The sequence below is a fragment of the Micromonospora sp. LA-10 genome (assembly GCF_051853095.1).
Taxonomy (GTDB): Bacteria; Actinomycetota; Actinomycetes; order Mycobacteriales; family Micromonosporaceae; genus Micromonospora; species Micromonospora echinospora_A.
Window position 1 is genome coordinate 3,378,916 of sequence record NZ_CP195710.1, and the last position, 15,984, is coordinate 3,394,899.

Genomic DNA, 15,984 nt, shown 5'->3' on the forward strand with positions numbered 1-15,984 from the left:
TCGTCACCCGGTGCGGCTGGGAACCGGCGGGGCGGCTTCCGCCTCGGGCGGCCCGGCCGGCGGGGAGGCGGCCGGCGGGGGCGCGGCCGCGCGGCGGCGGAAGAGCAGCAGCATCAGCCAGCCGGCGACCAGGCCCCAGAACGCGCCGCCCACGCCGAGCAGGCTGATCCCGGAGGCGGTGACCACGAACGTCACCACGGCGGCCTCCCGCGCGTCCGGTTGAGCCACCGCCGCCGCGACCGCCCCGGCCAGCGCGCCGAGCAGCGCGAGCCCGGCGACGGCCTCGACCAGCACCGGCGGGGAGAGCAGCACCAGGGTGGTGGCCACGCCCGCGCCGAGCCCGAGCAGCGCCAGGCCGATCCCGGCGGTGACCGAGGCGATCCAGCGCCGTTCCGGGTCCGGGTGGGCGTCCGGCCCGGCGGCCAGGGCGGCGGTGATCGCGGCCAGGTTCACCGCGTGCCCACCGGCCGGGGCGCCGAGGGCGGTGGCGAGCCCGGTCACCCGCAGCGCGGAGCCCAGTGGGGCCCGGTAGCCGTACCCGGCCAGCACCGCGGTGCCGGGCACGTTCTGGGCGGCCATGGTGACCAGGAACAGCGGCAGCGCGAGCCCGACGACGGCGGGCAGCGTCCAGGCCGGCGCGGTGAGCGCGACGACCGGCGCGGCGTCCAGCCGCGCCGGGCCGGAGGTGGTGAGCGCGATCGCCACCACTGCCACGGCGAGCGCGCCGGGTACCGCCCAGCGGCGGGCGAACCGGTGCAGCAGCAGCCAGACCAGCACCACCGGCCCGGCCAGCCGGGGCACCTCCACGAGGGCGCGTACGGGCGCCGTACACAGCGGCAGCAGCACCCCGGCGAGCATGGCGGAGGCGATCGGGGCGGGAATCGCGGCGACCGCGCGGCCGAGCGCGGGGATCAGCCCGGCGGCGACGATCAGCAGCCCGGCGAGCAGGAAGGCGCCGACCGCGGCGGGCCAGCCGCCGGTGACCGGCCCGGTAGCCACGAGCAGCGCCGCGCCCGGCGTGGACCAGGCGATCGACAGCGGCAGCCGGTGCCGCAGGCCGAGCCAGACCGCGCAGGCGCCGCTGGCGACGCAGAGCGCGAGCAGGCCGGAGGCCGCCTGGTCCCGGTCGGCGCCGACCGCGCGCAGCCCGGCCAGGACGACTGTGAACGAGCTGGCGAAGCCGACCAGGGCGGTCACCACGCCGGCCAGCACGGGCTGGAGTCGACCGGCCATGCTTCCCCCCTCCACCCGTTCCGTTAACGGAACGGCACGGTGTAGCACCATAGCCCCATGACAGCTGCCCCACCAGCCGGTGACCGGAGCGCACAGGAGGTCGGCCGGCGCATCCGCGCGCTGCGCGCGGAACGCGGGATCTCCCTGTCCGAGCTGGCCCGCCTCGCGGGCGTCGGCAAGGCCACGCTCTCCGGCCTGGAGAACGGCGTGCGCAACCCCCGGCTGGAGACGCTGTACGCGATCACCGCGCAGCTCGGCGTGCCGCTGACCGCCGTACTCTCCGCGCCCGACCAGGCACCGACCGTACGCGGAGGCGCAGTCGGAGCCACGCTGCTGGAGGTCTTCGGCGACCGGGAGGCGACCTACGAGCTGTACCGGATGTGGGTCACCCCGGGCCCGGCGCAGCTCTCCCCCGCCCACTCCAGCGGCGTGACCGAGCACGTCACAGTCTTCTCCGGCGTCCTGCGCGCCGGCCCGGCCGACGCCCCGCCGACCGCCGGTCCGGGCGGCTACCTGCGGTGGATCTCCGACGTGCCGCACACGTACGCGGCGGTGGGCGAGGAGGAGGTCCACGCGAGCCTGCTGCTGCGTTATCCTCGGCCGTCCACACCGGACAGTTGACGCATACCCAGGATGCAAGCGGATGACATTTCTTTCAGCAGACCCGCCAGCGCGTAGAGACGCGGAGCCGTTCTTCTTGGCAAGCTTGTCGTCATGACGCTCATCCTCCGCTCGGCCATCCTCAACGACGTCGGCCTCGTCCGGACCAACAACGAGGACTCCGCCCTCGCCGGTGACCGCCTCGTGGCGGTGGCCGACGGCATGGGCGGGCTCCCCGCCGGCGAGGTGGCCAGCGAGATCGTCATCCGCATCCTGGACGAGCTGACCCCGCCCACCGGCGCCGACGAGGCGGCCGACGCGCTGCGCGCCGTGGTCAGCACCGCCAACCAGCGCATCCGCGCGGCCATCACCGTCGACCCGGCCCGCGACGGCATGGGTACGACGCTGACCACCGCCCTGCTCGCCGGGGACACCCTGGTGCTCGCCCAGGTCGGCGACTCCCGCTGCTACCTGCTGCGCGACCACGAGCTGACCCAGCTCACCCGCGATGACACGTTCGTGCAGGCGCTCGTCGACCAGGGCGCGCTCTCCCGCGACCAGGCCCGGCACCACCCGCAGCGCTCGCTGGTCACCCGCGCGGTCCAGGGCTCCGACGCGCCGCCGGCCGTCGGAGCGCTCACCGTGTTCCCCGGCGACCGGCTGCTGCTGTGCAGCGACGGCCTCTCCGACTACGTGGAGGACGCCGCCATCGCGGCGGCGCTCGCCACCTACGGCGACCGCCAGCAGTGCGGCGAGCAACTGGTGAAACTGGCCCACCAGGCCGGCGCGCCGGACAACGTGACGGTGGTCATCTCGGACGTCACCGAGGCGTGAGCGGGCGCCCTTTCCGGTTGCGGACCGCGCCCGGTGCGGTTGGGATGAACGGATGCACATCCGCCGGCTGGCCGCCGATGAACGACTGACCACCAGCTTCCCGCTCCAGGCGTACGCGTTCGAGGCCTCGCCGATGGGCGCCTCCCGGACCGACCAGTTCCGCGCCTACCTGCCGTACAACGCCGGGAACACGACGCTGGTGGCCGAGGAGGACGGGGTCACCGCGGCGGCGGTCTCGGCGATCCCGATGCGGCAGAACCTGCGCGGCGCGGTGCTGCCGATGGCCGGTGTCGCGGGTGTGGCCACCCATCCGCTGGCCCGCCGGCGCGGGCACGTCCGCACGCTGATGCACCAGCTCCTCGACGGCATGCGGGACGAGGGGCAGCAGCTCAGCGCGCTGCACCCGTTCCGCGCCTCGTTCTACGAGCGCTTCGGCTACATCGGGCTGCCCCGGCGGCGTACCGCTGTCTTCGCCCCCGCGGACCTGGCGCCGCTGCTGCGCGCCGAACTGCCCGACGAGCTGGTCTGGGAGCGGATCGGCGCGGGGTATGCGCGGTGGCGCGCGTACACGGAACGCTGCCTGCGCGAACGCCACGGCTTCGCGGTCTTCCCGGACTTCCGGGCGGTCGGGCTGCGCGACCGGGACGACCGCTGGCTGCTCAGCGTGGTGCGCGGCGGCGAGACGGTCGGCGCTGTCACCTACCGCATCGACGACCACGCCGGCACGCTGCACGCCGACGACCTGCTGGTCGACGACCCGTACGCCCGGGCGTCGGTGCTCCAGTTCTTCGCCCGGCACGTCGACCAGGTGGCCCGGATCAGCGTCCAGATCCCCCCGGACGAGCTGCCCGAGCTGTGGCTCACCGACCTCGACGTGCAGGTGGAGGCGCGGGTGGCCCGGCCCGACCCGACCGCGCCGATGGCCCGGCTGCTCAGCCTGGACGCGCTCGCCGACCAGCCGGTCGGGGTCGGCCGGGTGCTGATCGAGGTGGTCGGCGATCGCTGGCTCGCCGGTCGCCATCTGCTCGACGGCACCACCGGCAAGCTGGCCGTGCTGCCCGCGCAGACCGCCGCCGCGGGCAGCGTGCCGACCGCCCGGCTCACCGCCGCCGGGCTGTCCGCCCTGGCGTACGGCGTGCTCGACCCGGCCGAGGTGGTCGTACGCGGCCTGGGTGACGTCCCGGTGGACGCGGCCGGTGAGCTGCGCCGCCTCTTCCCGCGCGAACTGCCGCACCTGTTCGCCGACTTCTGACCCGGTTGGCGGCACGCGTGCGGGGGTAGGGTCCAGCGCGTGCCGGAGTGGCTGGAAGCGGGATTCTGGGGCCTGCTCGCCGGGTCGGCCCTGCTGATCGGGGCGGCCGTCGGGTTCTTCGCGCGTGTACCACGCCCGGTGACCGCCTCGGTGATGGCGTTCGGGGCGGGCGTGCTGCTCTCCGCCGTCTCGTTCGAGCTGATCGACGAGGCGCACGAGCAGGGCGGGCTGCTGCCGGTGGTAATCGGCGCGGCGGCCGGCGCGCTCGCGTACACCGGGGCGAACGTGCTGCTGGCCCGGCACGGCGCGCGGCACCGCAAGCGCTCCGGCGACGAGCAGCCATCCGAGCGGGAACAGCCCGGTTCGGGTAATGCCATCGCGGTCGGCGCGCTGCTCGACGGCGTACCCGAATCAGTGGTGATCGGCGCGAGCCTGCTGGCCGGCGGACCGGTCAGCCTGGTCACCGTCATCGCGGTCTTCCTCAGCAACGTGCCGGAAGGGCTCTCCAGCGCGGCCGGGATGCGGCAGGCCGGACGCACCCGGCGCTACGTGTTCGGGCTGTGGACGGCCATCGCGTTGATCTCCGGCGCGGCGTCGCTGGCCGGGTACACGCTGCTCGGCGGCGCGCCGCCCGAGGTGCTGGCGACGATCACCGCGCTCGCCGCCGGCGCGATCCTCGCGATGATCACCGACACCATGGTTCCGGAGGCGTTCGCGGACGCGCACCTGCTGGTCGGGCTGATCACCGTGCTCGGCTTCCTGGTCGCGTTCGCGCTGTCGCACGCCTGACCGCCGCGCGGCCGGCGGCTGCGGCTTAGCGGCGGGTTAAGGATCGGCTGTGGGGTCGTGCCGGGGCGGACGGTCCTCCTAGCATCGGGCGGTGCGCGTGAAGTCGGCTGTCACCCTGCTCGTCCTCGCCCTGGCGACGGCGACGCTCCCCGCCTGCGGCGACGATCCGGCTCCCGCGCCCGCCGCCGGCACCGACTCGTCGGCCGGTCCGACTGCCGCCGCCCCGGCGGCGTCCCCGAGCGGGCGCTCCGGTCTCGGTAGCGCCCGACCGAGCCCCACCCCCGCCAGCGTGGCGTTCCGCGCCGGTAACCCCGCCGGCCGGGCGAACGTGCCGGCCGAGGCGCGGGCGGTGGACACCTCACGCCCGACCCGTACCGTCGGCAGCGGCACCCCGGCGAGCTGCACCTCCGAGGCGGTGGTCAAGGCCGTCGCGGCCGGCGGCGTCATCACCTTCGACTGCGGTCCCGCGCCGGTCACCATCACCATGAAGGCCACCGCCAAGGTGGTGAACTCGCGCGGCCCGCGCATCGTGCTGGACGGCGGCGGCAAGGTCACGCTCAGCGGTGGCGGCAAGCGGCGCATCCTCTACATGAACACCTGCGACCAGGCGCAGGGCTTCACCACCTCGCACTGCCAGAACCAGGACCATCCGCAGCTCACCGTGCAGAACCTGACGTTCGCCGACGGCGACTCCACCGGCGAGAAGGTCGAGGGCGGTGGAGGCGGCGCGATCTTCGTCCGGGGCGGGCGGTTCAAGGTGGTCAACTCGCGGTTCGTCGGCAACCGCTGCGACCGTACCGGCCCCGACCTGGGCGGCGCGGCGCTGCGCGTGCTCAGCCAGTTCGAGAACAAACCGGTGTACGTGGTGAGCAGCACCTTCACCGGCGGGGTGTGCGCCAACGGCGGGGCGTTGAGCAGCATCGGCGTCTCCTGGACGGTGCTGAACAGCGTCTTCCGGGACAACCGGGCGGTCGGCACGGGCGCGAACCCGGCCCGGGGCGGCACGCCGGGCGGCGGCAGCGGCGGCGCGATCTACTGCGACGGCAACGAGTTCGCGGTACGGATCGCCGGCACGGTGATCGAGGACAACAGCGCGAACGAGGGCGGCGGCGCGATCTTCTTCGTCAGCAACAACCGCACCGGCACGCTGCAGATCGACAGTTCAACGCTGCGCCGCAACCCGAGCAGAGGCTTCGAGACAAAGGGCCGCCCCGGCATCTTCTTCCTGGGCGCCCGCATCTCCTGACCCTCTCCCCCTCCCCACCGGTTCACCCCGCGCTGTTGATCATGAAGTTGGCGGCCTCCCCGTCGGCGTGTCGCGCCGTCAACCTCATGATCGTCGACCGATCCAGCCGGCCCGCGAACGCCGCTCTCGCCCCGCCTCGTCGATCATGAACTTGACGGTCCCGTCATCGGCGTGTCGCCCCGCCACCTTCATGATCACCGGCCAATTCCGGCCCGCCGGCACTCGCCCCGCCCGTTCACCCCCGCGTTTGCCCTCTTGGCTCGGTGATCAAGGAGTTCGTGTCCTGGTTGATCTCTGCGCGGGACACAAACTCCTTGATCAACAGGGCGAGGCAGGCAGGGCGGGGTAGTGGTGGGGCACGGGCGCGCCAGAGCGGGGCCGAGGCCGGAGCGATAGGGCAGTGGCGGGCAGGGGGCAGCGGCGAGAGGCGGGGTCAGTAGGGGTTGGGGTGGCCGGGGAGGTGGCCTCGGGTCAGGGCTGCGGGGCGGCCGGGCAGGGTCGGGTCCGGGGACAGCGGCGGGGAGTCAGTGCCGGCTCTCGTGGCCATGCCGGTGAACAGGTCCTTCAGGGCGGTCACCGTGTCGACCGCCGGGGTCCAGCCCAGTTCGGTCTCGGCGCGGTGGCTGGACATCAGCGGCACGTTCAGCGCCAGGTCGACCCAGCCGGTGTCGACCGGTTGCAGCCGCGCCCGCCAGGTCAGCGCCGCCGCCGCGCGCAGCACCGGCGTCGCCACCGGCACCGTCCAGCCGTGGAAGTGCCGGGCCACCAGCTCCGGCGTCAGCACCGGGTCGGCCGCCACGTTGAAGGCGCCGCTCGCGTCCCCCAGAACCGCCCGGGCGTACGCGTCGGCCACGTCGTCGGCGTGCACCGCCTGCATCCGCAGTCGCTTGTTCGACGGCACCAGCGGAATGCGGCCGTACCGGAGAAGGCGCACCGGCGCCAGCGGGCCGAGGAAGTAGCGGCTGATCTCCGTACCGGCCTCCCGCTGGAAGATCAGCCCTGGCCGCAGCCGTACCACCCGCAGCTTCGGGTGCTCCCGCTGCACGCCGTCCAGCAGTGCCTCCACCTCCGCCTTGTCCCGGCTGTACGACGACGTCTCCACCCCGGTCGCCGGCCAGTTCTCGCTGACCGGATGGTTCTTCGGGCCGGGCGCGTAGGTACCGACAGATGAGGCGTACACCAGGGCCGGAACACCGACCCGGACGGCGGCCTCGATCACCGCGCGGCTGCCGCCGACGTTGGTCCGGTAGAGCGTGCGGCGGTCGTGGCTGGGCTGGATCTGCCAGGCCAGGTGCACCACCGCGCGAGCCCCGGCGAAGATCCGCACGAGCTGGTCGGCCGCGCCCGGCGCGCCGATGTCACAGGAGTGCCACTCCACGTCGGCGTACGGCTCACCGGCGTCCGGTCCGGGCAGCCGGCGCGCCACCCCCACCAGCTCCGCTTCCGCCTCCCGCCGCAGCCGGCGCAGCACGGCCGTCCCCACGTTGCCGGTCGCTCCCACGATCACGATGCGCATGTCCGGTGCGGTACCCGCTGAACCGGGCAGCAACCGCTCACGGACGGGGGTTCGTGCGCACCCAGCCCTTCTCCCGATCGCGGCGACCCGACGTGGCGGCCAGGCAGCGCGGGCAGACCCAGCCCTCCGGGTCGGCCTCGGTGAGGACGTCGATGCCGGAGTAGTCGAACGGCACGTGCGGGAAGCGGCGCAGGCGGGTACGGCTCAGCGGCAGCCCGCACAACGTCTGGTTCTGGCCCGGCAGCCAGGCGTGCACCTCACCGCCGGGCCGGCGTACGCCGTCGGCGCCCGGAACCTCGCGGGACGCCGCGACGGCGGCGGTGCTGGTCACTCGCATGGTTGCCTCGGTTCCCCAGGCAGGGAGGTTCACGCCTCTCTGGCGCTTCGCCTGGTTCGGGTCTGGCCGCGGGTCTGAAGATCGACAGGCGGCGGAAGCCGCGAGCCTGGAGCGGGCGGGTTCCGGTAATCTGGGCGGGCGGGCCGCTAGCTCAATGGCAGAGCTGTGGACTTTTAATCCATAGGTTCAGGGTTCGAGTCCCTGGCGGCCCACTCTCTTGCAGCTCAACGGCCCCATTGTGTGGGCGCGATCTTGGATCAGCATGGCTCGACCAGGACGAGACGCGGACCACTTGCTCTGGAGGTGGTCATGCGGACCGTCAACTTCACCCAGCTGAGGCTGAATCTGGCCGCTGAACTCGACAGCGTCATCAACGACGCCGAGTAAGTGGTGGTGACCCGCTCGGGCCACGAACCGGTGGTCATCGTCCCGCTTGCCGAGTACGAAGCGATGAAGGAAACCGAGTACCTCCTGCGTAACCCGGCCAACGCCACAGCCCTCCGCCGATCGATCGCCGAGCTTGAGGGTGACGCGACCGATGCGGACCGGCCCGGAGCCAGCTGCGCCAGCGGGTGGACTCGTGGTCAGCTCTGGCCGGGACTTGCTACGGGTAGCCCGGCTTCCTTGGCACATTCGAGCAGCCGCCGGTCGTAGGTGACGAAGGCGGTGAGCGCCGTGCCGGACTCGTTGGTCAGCACCTGGGCGGTGGCCAGGTGGATGGCGTCAAGGCTGCGAAGCGTCGGCTCGGCGAACGCGGCTGCGGTCGCGCGGACCGTGCTGTCGATCTCCAGTCGGAACAGCCGTCCGACGGCAGCCGGCACCCCGATCAAAGCTTGCGGGGCTGATCGGCGCAGCGCTCTGGGTACTTCCACCTCAACCAGAGCGGAGGAAACCAGCGGTACGTCGTCGTGATTGTTGAGCCAGGAGACAAGGTCGATGCTGCACGCCTCCTGCCGAACCAGCTTGACGACGGCAGCCGAATCGAGATAGATCACCAGCGTTCCTCGTCACGCATCGCAGCGAGCGAGGCGGCCACATCCACACTCTCGTCACCGAGCTTCGGTGGGAGTGGAACAGAGCCGCCGCCGGTGGGGGCGACGGCTCGCCCTGCCGCTACCAGCTTGGCCAAGAGCGATCTGTCGTCCCCAACCGGGACAAGTCGGGCAATCGGGTGACCGCGATCGGTGATCTCGACGGTCTCGCCGCCACTCACACGAGCCAGCACCTGGCTCGTGTTCTGGTTCAGCTCCCGGACACCGATGCGTTCCATGACTACGAGTGTAGAACAACATGTTCTACGGTTCCAGCTTCTGGCGTCGTCCGCGCTTCCTGTTCGACGACCAGAGAGATCCACGAAGCCTGGGACCACGGATCGGCCAGCGCTGACCCGGCGCGGCCGGCTGGCGTTGATCGTGGCGTTGTCCTGCAAGAACAACGACAGTCAGCCGCTCCCCATCGCATGGATTCCCCTCGCTACGATGACGCCCGCCTGCGTCGATAGAGGCGCCGCCACGGGGGAGGTACGCGTCCACATGAAACGCCTCAAAGCTGCTGTCCCGATCACAGTCCTCGCCGTCGTCGCCGCCGGGCTCACCGTCGGCTCTCCGGCCTCAGCCGCCACTTCCTACGATGTCCCGCTGACGAGTTGGGCCTATCTCGACTCGCAGAGCCCCAGGACGAAGTTCGTCGACGCGGACGTGACGCCGCCGGTCGGCACGTCCCGCGACGCGGCCGGCCGGACGCACACCTACCGCTCCTACTTCACGTACGACCTGACCAGCTTGAAGGGCACTGTCGTCCACGACTCGTACCTCTGGACCGTCGAGAAGGCGGTCACCGACTGCTCCGCCCCGGCGACGATCGAGGTGTGGCGGACCCGCCCGGTCACTGACAGCACCACCTGGCTGCGTCCGCCGGCCGAGGTCGAGAAGCTGCTGGCCACCACGCGGGGAGCCGGCGCCTCCTGCCCGGCCTATCTGGCTCTGGACATGGTGGCCACGCTCAACGCGGCGCTGAGCCGGCGCGACAAGAGCATCACCGTGGAGATCCGGGTCGCCGCCGCTCAGGAGGCCGACGCGCGGACCGGTCGCACCTTCGCGAAGCCGGTGCTCAGTGCCTCCGCGAACCATCCGCCCACGATCACGGGCCTGCAACTGAAGTACCCGGACCGGCCGTGCGGAACGCTTACCAAACCGTCGCCGGCGGCGCGGAACACGGTGTTCGGGGCCACCGCCAGTGATCGGGACGAGGGCGACTACACGACCGTGCTGTACGCGATCTGGCCGGTCGACCATCCCGAGCAGCGTCGCGAGTTCCACGACTACTACGGCACGGACCTGAGCCAGTACGCCGACGGCACGGTTCTCGCCTGGCAGGCCCGGGCCAGTGACTACGACGACGCGGGCCCGTGGAGCAAGACCTGCTACATCGTCATGGATGTGACCGCTCCGGCGAATCCGCCGCAGGTCTCGTCGCGGACGTATCCGGAGGGCGACTCCCCGGGCGGTGGCACGGGCATCGAGGGGACGTTCCGCTTCGACGGGGCGGGTGACCGCGACGTGGTCGCGTTCGCCTGGCGTGACTCCTGGGGGTCTTACGGTCAGGTTCCCGCCCGGCGTCCGGGCGGCACGGGGATCCTGAAGTACACCCCGAAGTTGCGGTTCAGCACCGACCTCTACGTCGCGTCGGTCGACGCGGCGGGCAACCGCGGGCCGGAGAAGAACTACCGGTTCCGGGTCGCCGAGACCGCGCCGTACGCCGAGGTCGTGGTGAACGGCGTCGGCCTGCCGAGCACGATCACGCTTGTCGCGTCGAAGCCGGAGACCACCGCGTTCGGGTATCAGCTCAAGGACGGCGCGGAGGTCCGCCTCCCGGCGGTCGACGGTAAGGCCACCGGTCCGGTCACGTTCACCACCACCGGTCAGATCGAGATGGCCGTGCGCAGCTACGCCCGGAACAAGCTGATCGGGCAGGAGACGCTGCAGGTCTGGGTCACCGACGCCCCCGGCGTCGAGTCGGCGGAGTTCAACCTGGACACCGACCAGGTCGCGGGCAAGGTCGGCTCGTTCCGCTTCACCCCGCGCAACAGCGACGTCGTCGCCTACCAGTACTACCTCGACGACGAGTGGAAGACCGTCGCGGCGGCCGAGGACGACACCGCCGTGCTGTCGTGGACGGCGACGCCGGGTTGGCACTCGATGGTCGTCCGGTCGGTGAAGGCGGACGGTTCCACGTCGATGGTCACCGAATATCAGTTCTTCATCATCGACGCGCGCCCGACCGCCTACGCGCACGACCTGACCAGCTGGCCGCGCCGGGACGGAGTCGGCGTGCCGTTGAGCATCGAGTTTGACAGCGGGCTGCCGAACCTGACCGGATTCGTCTACCGGTTCGACGGCGGCGCCGAGCAGACCGTGTCCAGCGGCGGCAACCCGTACGCCTACGTCACTGTCACACCGCAGCACTCCGGCGACAACACGGTGGTCGTTGAGGCGCTGTTGTCGGACGGCACCCGATCACCCGCCACCACCTACACGTTCCGCATCTGGTCCGGGCCCGTGGTCACGCAGACGCCGGAGGGCGATGCCGTTGTCGGCCGGCCCGTTACGTTCACGTTCCGTCCGGGGCTGCCGGACGTCGTCTCGTACCGCTACCTGCTGAGGGGTGCCGAGGAGCAGACGATCGCGGCCGGTCCCGACGGCACCGCGACTGTCACGTACACGCCGGGTTCGTGGGGCTACGACGACGTCCGGGTCACGAGCGTCGGTGCGGACGGCACCGAGTCGGAGCTGCGGATCGCGTCCTTCAGCGTCCGGGACAACATGGTCAGCGTGTACAGCACCTACGACTGGTCGCGTAGGGGGATCGGCTGGACCGGCTACTTCTACTTCCACACCCAACTGTTCGGCGAGGTGACCGAGTACCACTACCGCGTCAACGACGGTCCGGAGCAGGTCCTGCCGGCGAGCACCGACGGCACGTCGACGCGGGTCGCGGTGCCGTTCGAACGCAACGGCACCAACACCATTCACGTACGGAGCCGTACGGCGAACGGCGAGTTCTCGCCCGTGACGGACTTCGAGTTCACGGTCGGCAACGCGCCCTACGTCGCGAGCGCCCAGTATCCGGACGGCACCTGGTCGGGCGGCGCCGGTGTTCCCGGCACGTTCGAGTTCAGCGGCGGCACCCCGGGAATCGTGTCCTTCACCTGGCAGATCGACGACGGACCGTCGACCGACGTGCCGGCTGACAGCCAGGGGAAGGCGTCGATCACCTACACGCCGACGCAGAACTACCAGACGTACACCCTGTCGGTGACCGGCCACAAGGCGGACGGCACGGACACCGATGTCACCCGCTACTACATCTACGTGGCCAACGGCGGCTGACGAAGACTGCGGTACGAGGCCGGCCCTTCCGGCGTCAGAGATCAGGACGCCGCAAGGGCCGGCACCGCCGGTCGTTCGGTGCCCCCACGCTAACGCTCGTTAGGTCTATGGTCAGCGACCATGGTGAATACGAATCGCAATCTGGGGCTGGGTCACGGCAGCGCGTTCGGCGAGCGTGGGGTGGCGAAGAGGCTCGGCACCTTAGGCCGGCACACATCGCTGACCGGCCGGCGATTACTGGAGATCGGCTGCGGGGACGGCACGTACACGATGCGGCTGGTCGACGCGTTCGCGCAGATCGAGGCCGTGGACATCCAGCAGGACCGGCTGGAGCTGTTCCGGGAGCGGCTGGCCGGCGATCCGGCGGCGGCCCGGAAGATCAACGTGCGGGAGTTGTCCGCCACCGAGCTGGATTACCCGGACGGCAGCTTCGACCTGGTCACCGCCATCGAGGTGGTGGAGCACATCGACGACCTGGACGCCGCCCTGCGGCAGGTCCACCGCGTGCTCGTGCCCGGCGGCCGGTTCGCGCTGACGACGCCCAACAGGTGGTTCCCGTTCGAGACGCACGGCTTCCTGATCCGGGGCCGGCGGTACCGGCCGGCGCGGGGTCCGTTCCTGCCGTGGATCGTGCCGCTGCACCGTCGGCTCGCCGACGCCCGTGCCTTCACCGCCCGTGGCCTGTCGGGGCAGCTCCGGCGGGCCGGGCTGGAGCCGATGGCGGTGGACTACATCATGCCGCCGTTCGACAGGTCCCGTTTCGGGCGCCGGATCCGGCCGGTGACCGACGCGATCGAACGCTCGCCGTTGAAGTTCTTCGGCATGGCCCTGGCGGTGGTGGCTCGCCGACCGGCATGACGACGAGCGTCCCAGGTTTAGCGGGACTCTCGGTGGCTATGAGGGGAATCGATCCGCAGACCGACGATCGAGGAGAGAGCCGATGGCCAGCGGTGCGATCCCGTCCGACGATCCGACCCGTACCCTCGTCCACGCCCGGCCCGACGACCCCGGCCTCGCGCACCTCGCCATCGCGGGCGGCACCTACACGATCCTGGTGACCGGCGAGCAGACGGCCGGCCGGTACTGCCTGATCGAGATGCGGGTTCCGCCTGGTGGTGGGCCGCCTCCGCACCGGCACGACTTCGAGGAGATGTTCACGGTGCTGGACGGGGCCGTGGAGTTCACGTTCCGGGGCGAGCACACCGTCGCGCGGGCCGGGGAGACGGTGAACATTCCGGCGAACGCGCCGCACTTCTTCCGCAACTCCTTCGACCAGCCGGCGCGGCTCCTGTGCATGTGCACGCCGGCCGGGCAGGACGAGTACTTCCTGCGCGTCGGTGACCGGGTGGACGGTCCCACCTCGCCGCCGCCGGCTCTCACCGAGGAGGAGCAGGCCGAGCGCCGGGACCGGGCCGCCGCGCTGGCTTCCGACTACCGCACCGCGTTGCTGATCGGCTGACACCGGCCGCCAACCCGGAACGCGACAACCCGCCGGGCCGGGCACAACGCAACGGCTCACCGCCGTGGCCGAAGCCACGACGGTGAGCCGCCGTGCGTACGCGAAGGTCAGCTCGTGGCGACGAGCTGGAACCGCTGGTTGGCCTGGCCGTTGCAGTCGTAGATCTGCACCTGCTGGCCGTTACCGGTGCCCCAGACGTCCAGGCAGCGGCCGGACTGCACGCCGCTGATGGTGCCGTTGGAGTTGACGTTCCACTGCTGGTTCGTCTGCCCGTTGCAGCTGTAGATCTGGACCGCCGAGCCGTTGCCGGAGCCGGCGGCGTCCAGGCACATCGAGCCGTACACGTTCAGTTGCCGGCTGGAGGTGTAGGTCCACCGCTGGTTGGTCTGGCCGTGGCAGTCGTAGAGCTGCACCCGGGTGCCGTTGCTCTGCGAAGAGTTCGGCACGTCGATGCACCGGCCGGACTGGCTGCCGACGATCCGGCTCGCGCCGGTGGTCGGGGGCGGCGTGGTCGGCCCGCCGGTCGGTCCGGCGGTCGGCGACACGGTCGCGGTCGGCGTCGGGTTGGGCGACGCGGAGTTGAGGACGTTGAGGACCGAGTTGTACGCGGCCTTCTTGTTGCCGCCGCCGTCGAACAGCAGCGGGCTCTCGTTCGAGCGCCACGAGTCGCTGTCACGCACGCCCCAGACCGTGATGCCGATGCAGCGCGGCACGTTGATGCACGCCTGGGTCAGCCCCGCGTACTGGCTGGTCGAGGAGTTCGTGACGTCGACCTCGGTCAGCGCCACGTCGACACCCAGGGCGGCGAAGTTCTGCAGCGTGGTCTGGAAGTTGCCGGGCAGAGAGCTGCCGCCGGTGAAGTGGGTCTGCAGTCCGACGCAGTCGATCGGCACGCCACGGGACTTGAAGTCCCGGATCATGTTGTAGACGCCCTGCGTCTTGCCGTACGACCAGTTCTCGATGTTGTAGTCGTTGTAGCAGAGCTTCGTCGACGGGTCGGCCGCACGGGCGGTGCGGAACGCGACCTCGATCCAGTCGTTACCGGTGCCCTGCAGGTTCGAGCTGCGGCGGCTGCCGTCCTCGTTGAACGCCTCGTTCACCACGTCCCACGCCGCCAGCTTGCCCCGGTAGTGGGCCATCACGCCGTTGATGTGGTCGATCATCGCCTGACGCAGGTTGCTGCCGTTGAGGCTCTGCATCCAGCCGGGCTGCTGCGCGTGCCAGGCCAGCGTGTGGCCGCGGACCTTCAGGCCCCGCTGGGTCGCCCAGTTGTAGATCTGGTCACCGGAGGAGAAGTTGAACTGGCCCCGGTTCGGCTGGAGCGCTTCCGGCTTCATCTCGTTCTCGGCGGTGATCATGTTGAACTCACGCGCCGCGATGGTGCTGTACGTCGAGTCGCTCAGCCGGTTCGCCGCGATGGCGGTGCCGAAGTAGCGGCCGGACTGTGCCGCGGCGGCACCGAGCGTGCTCGCCGCCGCCTGGGCCATGGTGGGCACCACGAGCGCGGCGCCGGCCAGAGCCAGCGCGCTGCTGACGGCGGCCAGCACCACGCGGTGGCTGCGCCTCGGTAGATGTTTCATGACACTCCTCTGCATATCGGACGATGATGCGCTGGCGATGCCCGGCTTGACGCGGGTGGAGCCGGCGGTGCGCTCACTCCCGCGTCACTGCCCTGAAACTTTTCGAAGATGTACCGGTAACTTCCCTGGGAAGATATCCGCGACGGCACGATCGGTCAATGTCGATGTTAAGGTCAACATGGACCCAGCCCGGCCGATCAGGGCACCAGCCCACCGATCGCCCTCGCGGCACGGCACGCGGCCCGAGCCCGCAGAAGCGCGACCCGGACCGAAAGTTTCGGAAATCCGGTCAGCTACCGGCCGCGGCGTCGTACCGCTCGCGGTTGGCGTGCACCTCGTCCATGTGCGCCTCGGCCCACAGCTTCATGCCGCGCATCAGCTGATGCAGCGACTGACCGAGGCCGGTCAGCTCGTAGGTGACAGTCACCGGCACGCTCGGCGTCACGGTGCGGGTGACCAGGCCGTCGCGCTCCAGCGAGCGCAACGTCTGGGTGAGCATCTTCTGGCTGACCCCGGCCAGCCGCCGCGACAGCTCGGAGTAGCGCATGACCTGCGGTCCAGCGTCGCGGTCCGGCCCGTCGCGGCCCAGCGCGGCCAGGATCAGCGCCACCCACTTGTCGGAGATCCGGTCCAGGAGTTGCCGGCTCGGGCAGCCGGCGAGGAACGCGTCGTACTCCTCCCGCGCCTGCGCCCGCTTCTCCGCCGCCGTCTGCGTCGGCATCGTCCGCGCCTCCCACCCCGGGGTACCCA

General features: G+C 71.2%; 16 protein-coding genes and 1 tRNA gene. 10 read left to right on the forward strand and 7 right to left on the reverse strand.

Annotation, left to right across the window (positions count from 1 at the left end):
* Nucleotides 1-3: 3 nt before the first annotated feature.
* Nucleotides 4-1,233 carry a benzoate/H(+) symporter BenE family transporter gene (locus ACSDG8_RS15935; RefSeq protein WP_210892622.1) on the reverse strand — a complete coding sequence of 410 codons (1,230 nt, stop codon included), beginning with the start codon at nucleotides 1,231-1,233 and terminating at the stop codon, nucleotides 4-6.
* Nucleotides 1,234-1,290: 57 nt separating this feature from the next.
* Here ACSDG8_RS15935 and ACSDG8_RS15940 point away from each other — a divergent pair, with 57 nt between their 5' ends.
* From ACSDG8_RS15940 to ACSDG8_RS15960, 5 genes are all read left to right on the forward strand, one after another.
* Nucleotides 1,291-1,854, forward strand: a complete 564-nt coding sequence (locus ACSDG8_RS15940; protein ID WP_210892620.1) for an XRE family transcriptional regulator — start codon at nucleotides 1,291-1,293, stop codon at nucleotides 1,852-1,854.
* Between the two features lie 93 nt (nucleotides 1,855-1,947).
* Nucleotides 1,948-2,667, forward strand: coding sequence for a PP2C family protein-serine/threonine phosphatase (locus ACSDG8_RS15945; RefSeq protein WP_210892618.1), 720 nt, complete (start codon nucleotides 1,948-1,950; stop codon nucleotides 2,665-2,667).
* A gap of 52 nt (nucleotides 2,668-2,719) precedes the next feature.
* A complete protein-coding gene (locus ACSDG8_RS15950) occupies nucleotides 2,720-3,919 on the forward strand; it encodes a GNAT family N-acetyltransferase (protein ID WP_210892616.1) in 1,200 nt (399 codons plus the stop codon).
* A 39-nt stretch (nucleotides 3,920-3,958) separates the two neighbouring features.
* Nucleotides 3,959-4,708, forward strand: coding sequence for a ZIP family metal transporter (locus ACSDG8_RS15955; RefSeq protein ID WP_210892614.1), 750 nt, complete (start codon nucleotides 3,959-3,961; stop codon nucleotides 4,706-4,708).
* A 97-nt stretch (nucleotides 4,709-4,805) separates the two neighbouring features.
* Nucleotides 4,806-5,954 carry a hypothetical protein gene (locus tag ACSDG8_RS15960; RefSeq protein ID WP_210892971.1) on the forward strand — a complete coding sequence of 383 codons (1,149 nt, stop codon included), beginning with the start codon at nucleotides 4,806-4,808 and terminating at the stop codon, nucleotides 5,952-5,954.
* A gap of 433 nt (nucleotides 5,955-6,387) precedes the next feature.
* Here ACSDG8_RS15960 and ACSDG8_RS15965 read toward each other — a convergent pair whose 3' ends face one another.
* Both ACSDG8_RS15965 and ACSDG8_RS15970 read right to left on the reverse strand, forming a co-directional pair.
* On the reverse strand, nucleotides 6,388-7,470 hold the full coding sequence (locus ACSDG8_RS15965; RefSeq protein ID WP_439426998.1) for an NAD-dependent epimerase/dehydratase family protein: 1,083 nt from the start codon (nucleotides 7,468-7,470) through the stop codon (nucleotides 6,388-6,390).
* A gap of 37 nt (nucleotides 7,471-7,507) precedes the next feature.
* Nucleotides 7,508-7,807, reverse strand: coding sequence for a hypothetical protein (locus ACSDG8_RS15970; protein ID WP_064448380.1), 300 nt, complete (start codon nucleotides 7,805-7,807; stop codon nucleotides 7,508-7,510).
* 140 nt (nucleotides 7,808-7,947) lie between these two features.
* Between ACSDG8_RS15970 and ACSDG8_RS15975 the strand changes: the two genes are divergently transcribed.
* Nucleotides 7,948-8,019, forward strand: a tRNA-Lys gene (locus ACSDG8_RS15975).
* A 205-nt stretch (nucleotides 8,020-8,224) separates the two neighbouring features.
* Entirely contained in the window at nucleotides 8,225-8,461 is a 237-nt protein-coding gene (locus tag ACSDG8_RS15980) for a type II toxin-antitoxin system Phd/YefM family antitoxin (RefSeq protein WP_439428054.1), read from the forward strand.
* On the opposite strand, the gene ACSDG8_RS15985 is transcribed toward ACSDG8_RS15980, so the two are convergent.
* Both ACSDG8_RS15985 and ACSDG8_RS15990 read right to left on the reverse strand, forming a co-directional pair.
* Complete coding sequence (locus tag ACSDG8_RS15985) at nucleotides 8,392-8,802, reverse strand: type II toxin-antitoxin system VapC family toxin (RefSeq protein ID WP_210892610.1); 411 nt, start codon at nucleotides 8,800-8,802, stop codon at nucleotides 8,392-8,394. The two genes, ACSDG8_RS15980 and ACSDG8_RS15985, sit on opposite strands and share 70 nt — an antisense overlap.
* Nucleotides 8,799-9,077, reverse strand: coding sequence for a type II toxin-antitoxin system Phd/YefM family antitoxin (locus ACSDG8_RS15990; RefSeq protein WP_210892608.1), 279 nt, complete (start codon nucleotides 9,075-9,077; stop codon nucleotides 8,799-8,801). Before ACSDG8_RS15990 ends, ACSDG8_RS15985 begins: the two co-directional genes overlap by 4 nt.
* A 262-nt stretch (nucleotides 9,078-9,339) precedes the next feature.
* Between ACSDG8_RS15990 and ACSDG8_RS15995 the strand changes: the two genes are divergently transcribed.
* From ACSDG8_RS15995 to ACSDG8_RS16005, 3 genes are all read left to right on the forward strand, one after another.
* Nucleotides 9,340-12,195: a hypothetical protein gene (locus ACSDG8_RS15995; RefSeq protein WP_439426999.1), complete on the forward strand. Its 2,856-nt coding sequence runs from the start codon at nucleotides 9,340-9,342 to the stop codon at nucleotides 12,193-12,195.
* A gap of 120 nt (nucleotides 12,196-12,315) precedes the next feature.
* Nucleotides 12,316-13,053, forward strand: coding sequence for a class I SAM-dependent methyltransferase (locus ACSDG8_RS16000; protein WP_210892605.1), 738 nt, complete (start codon nucleotides 12,316-12,318; stop codon nucleotides 13,051-13,053).
* A gap of 82 nt (nucleotides 13,054-13,135) precedes the next feature.
* Nucleotides 13,136-13,654, forward strand: a complete 519-nt coding sequence (locus ACSDG8_RS16005) for a cupin domain-containing protein (RefSeq protein WP_439427000.1) — start codon at nucleotides 13,136-13,138, stop codon at nucleotides 13,652-13,654.
* 107 nt (nucleotides 13,655-13,761) lie between these two features.
* On the opposite strand, the gene ACSDG8_RS16010 is transcribed toward ACSDG8_RS16005, so the two are convergent.
* Together ACSDG8_RS16010 and ACSDG8_RS16015 are read right to left on the reverse strand one after the other, a co-directional pair.
* On the reverse strand, nucleotides 13,762-15,234 hold the full coding sequence (locus ACSDG8_RS16010; protein ID WP_439427001.1) for an endo-1,4-beta-xylanase: 1,473 nt from the start codon (nucleotides 15,232-15,234) through the stop codon (nucleotides 13,762-13,764).
* A 289-nt stretch (nucleotides 15,235-15,523) separates the two neighbouring features.
* A complete protein-coding gene (locus ACSDG8_RS16015; protein WP_210892599.1) occupies nucleotides 15,524-15,955 on the reverse strand; it encodes a winged helix-turn-helix transcriptional regulator in 432 nt (143 codons plus the stop codon).
* Nucleotides 15,956-15,984 lie beyond the last annotated feature (29 nt).

Excerpts from the sequence above, each read along its gene's own strand:
- ACSDG8_RS15965 (WP_439426998.1), bottom strand. The coding sequence starts at position 7,470 with ATGCGCATCGTGATCGTGGGAGCGACCGGCAACGTGGGGACGGCCGTG.
- ACSDG8_RS15950 (WP_210892616.1), top strand. The coding sequence starts at position 2,720 with ATGCACATCCGCCGGCTGGCCGCCGATGAACGACTGACCACCAGCTTC.
- ACSDG8_RS16005 (WP_439427000.1), top strand. The coding sequence starts at position 13,136 with ATGGCCAGCGGTGCGATCCCGTCCGACGATCCGACCCGTACCCTCGTC.
- ACSDG8_RS15990 (WP_210892608.1), bottom strand. The coding sequence starts at position 9,077 with ATGGAACGCATCGGTGTCCGGGAGCTGAACCAGAACACGAGCCAGGTG.
- ACSDG8_RS15970 (WP_064448380.1), bottom strand. The coding sequence starts at position 7,807 with ATGCGAGTGACCAGCACCGCCGCCGTCGCGGCGTCCCGCGAGGTTCCG.
- ACSDG8_RS15935 (WP_210892622.1), bottom strand. The coding sequence starts at position 1,233 with ATGGCCGGTCGACTCCAGCCCGTGCTGGCCGGCGTGGTGACCGCCCTG.
- ACSDG8_RS15995 (WP_439426999.1), top strand. The coding sequence starts at position 9,340 with ATGAAACGCCTCAAAGCTGCTGTCCCGATCACAGTCCTCGCCGTCGTC.
- ACSDG8_RS15940 (WP_210892620.1), top strand. The coding sequence starts at position 1,291 with ATGACAGCTGCCCCACCAGCCGGTGACCGGAGCGCACAGGAGGTCGGC.
- ACSDG8_RS15945 (WP_210892618.1), top strand. The coding sequence starts at position 1,948 with ATGACGCTCATCCTCCGCTCGGCCATCCTCAACGACGTCGGCCTCGTC.
- ACSDG8_RS16000 (WP_210892605.1), top strand. The coding sequence starts at position 12,316 with ATGGTGAATACGAATCGCAATCTGGGGCTGGGTCACGGCAGCGCGTTC.
- ACSDG8_RS16010 (WP_439427001.1), bottom strand. The coding sequence starts at position 15,234 with ATGAAACATCTACCGAGGCGCAGCCACCGCGTGGTGCTGGCCGCCGTC.
- ACSDG8_RS16015 (WP_210892599.1), bottom strand. The coding sequence starts at position 15,955 with ATGCCGACGCAGACGGCGGCGGAGAAGCGGGCGCAGGCGCGGGAGGAG.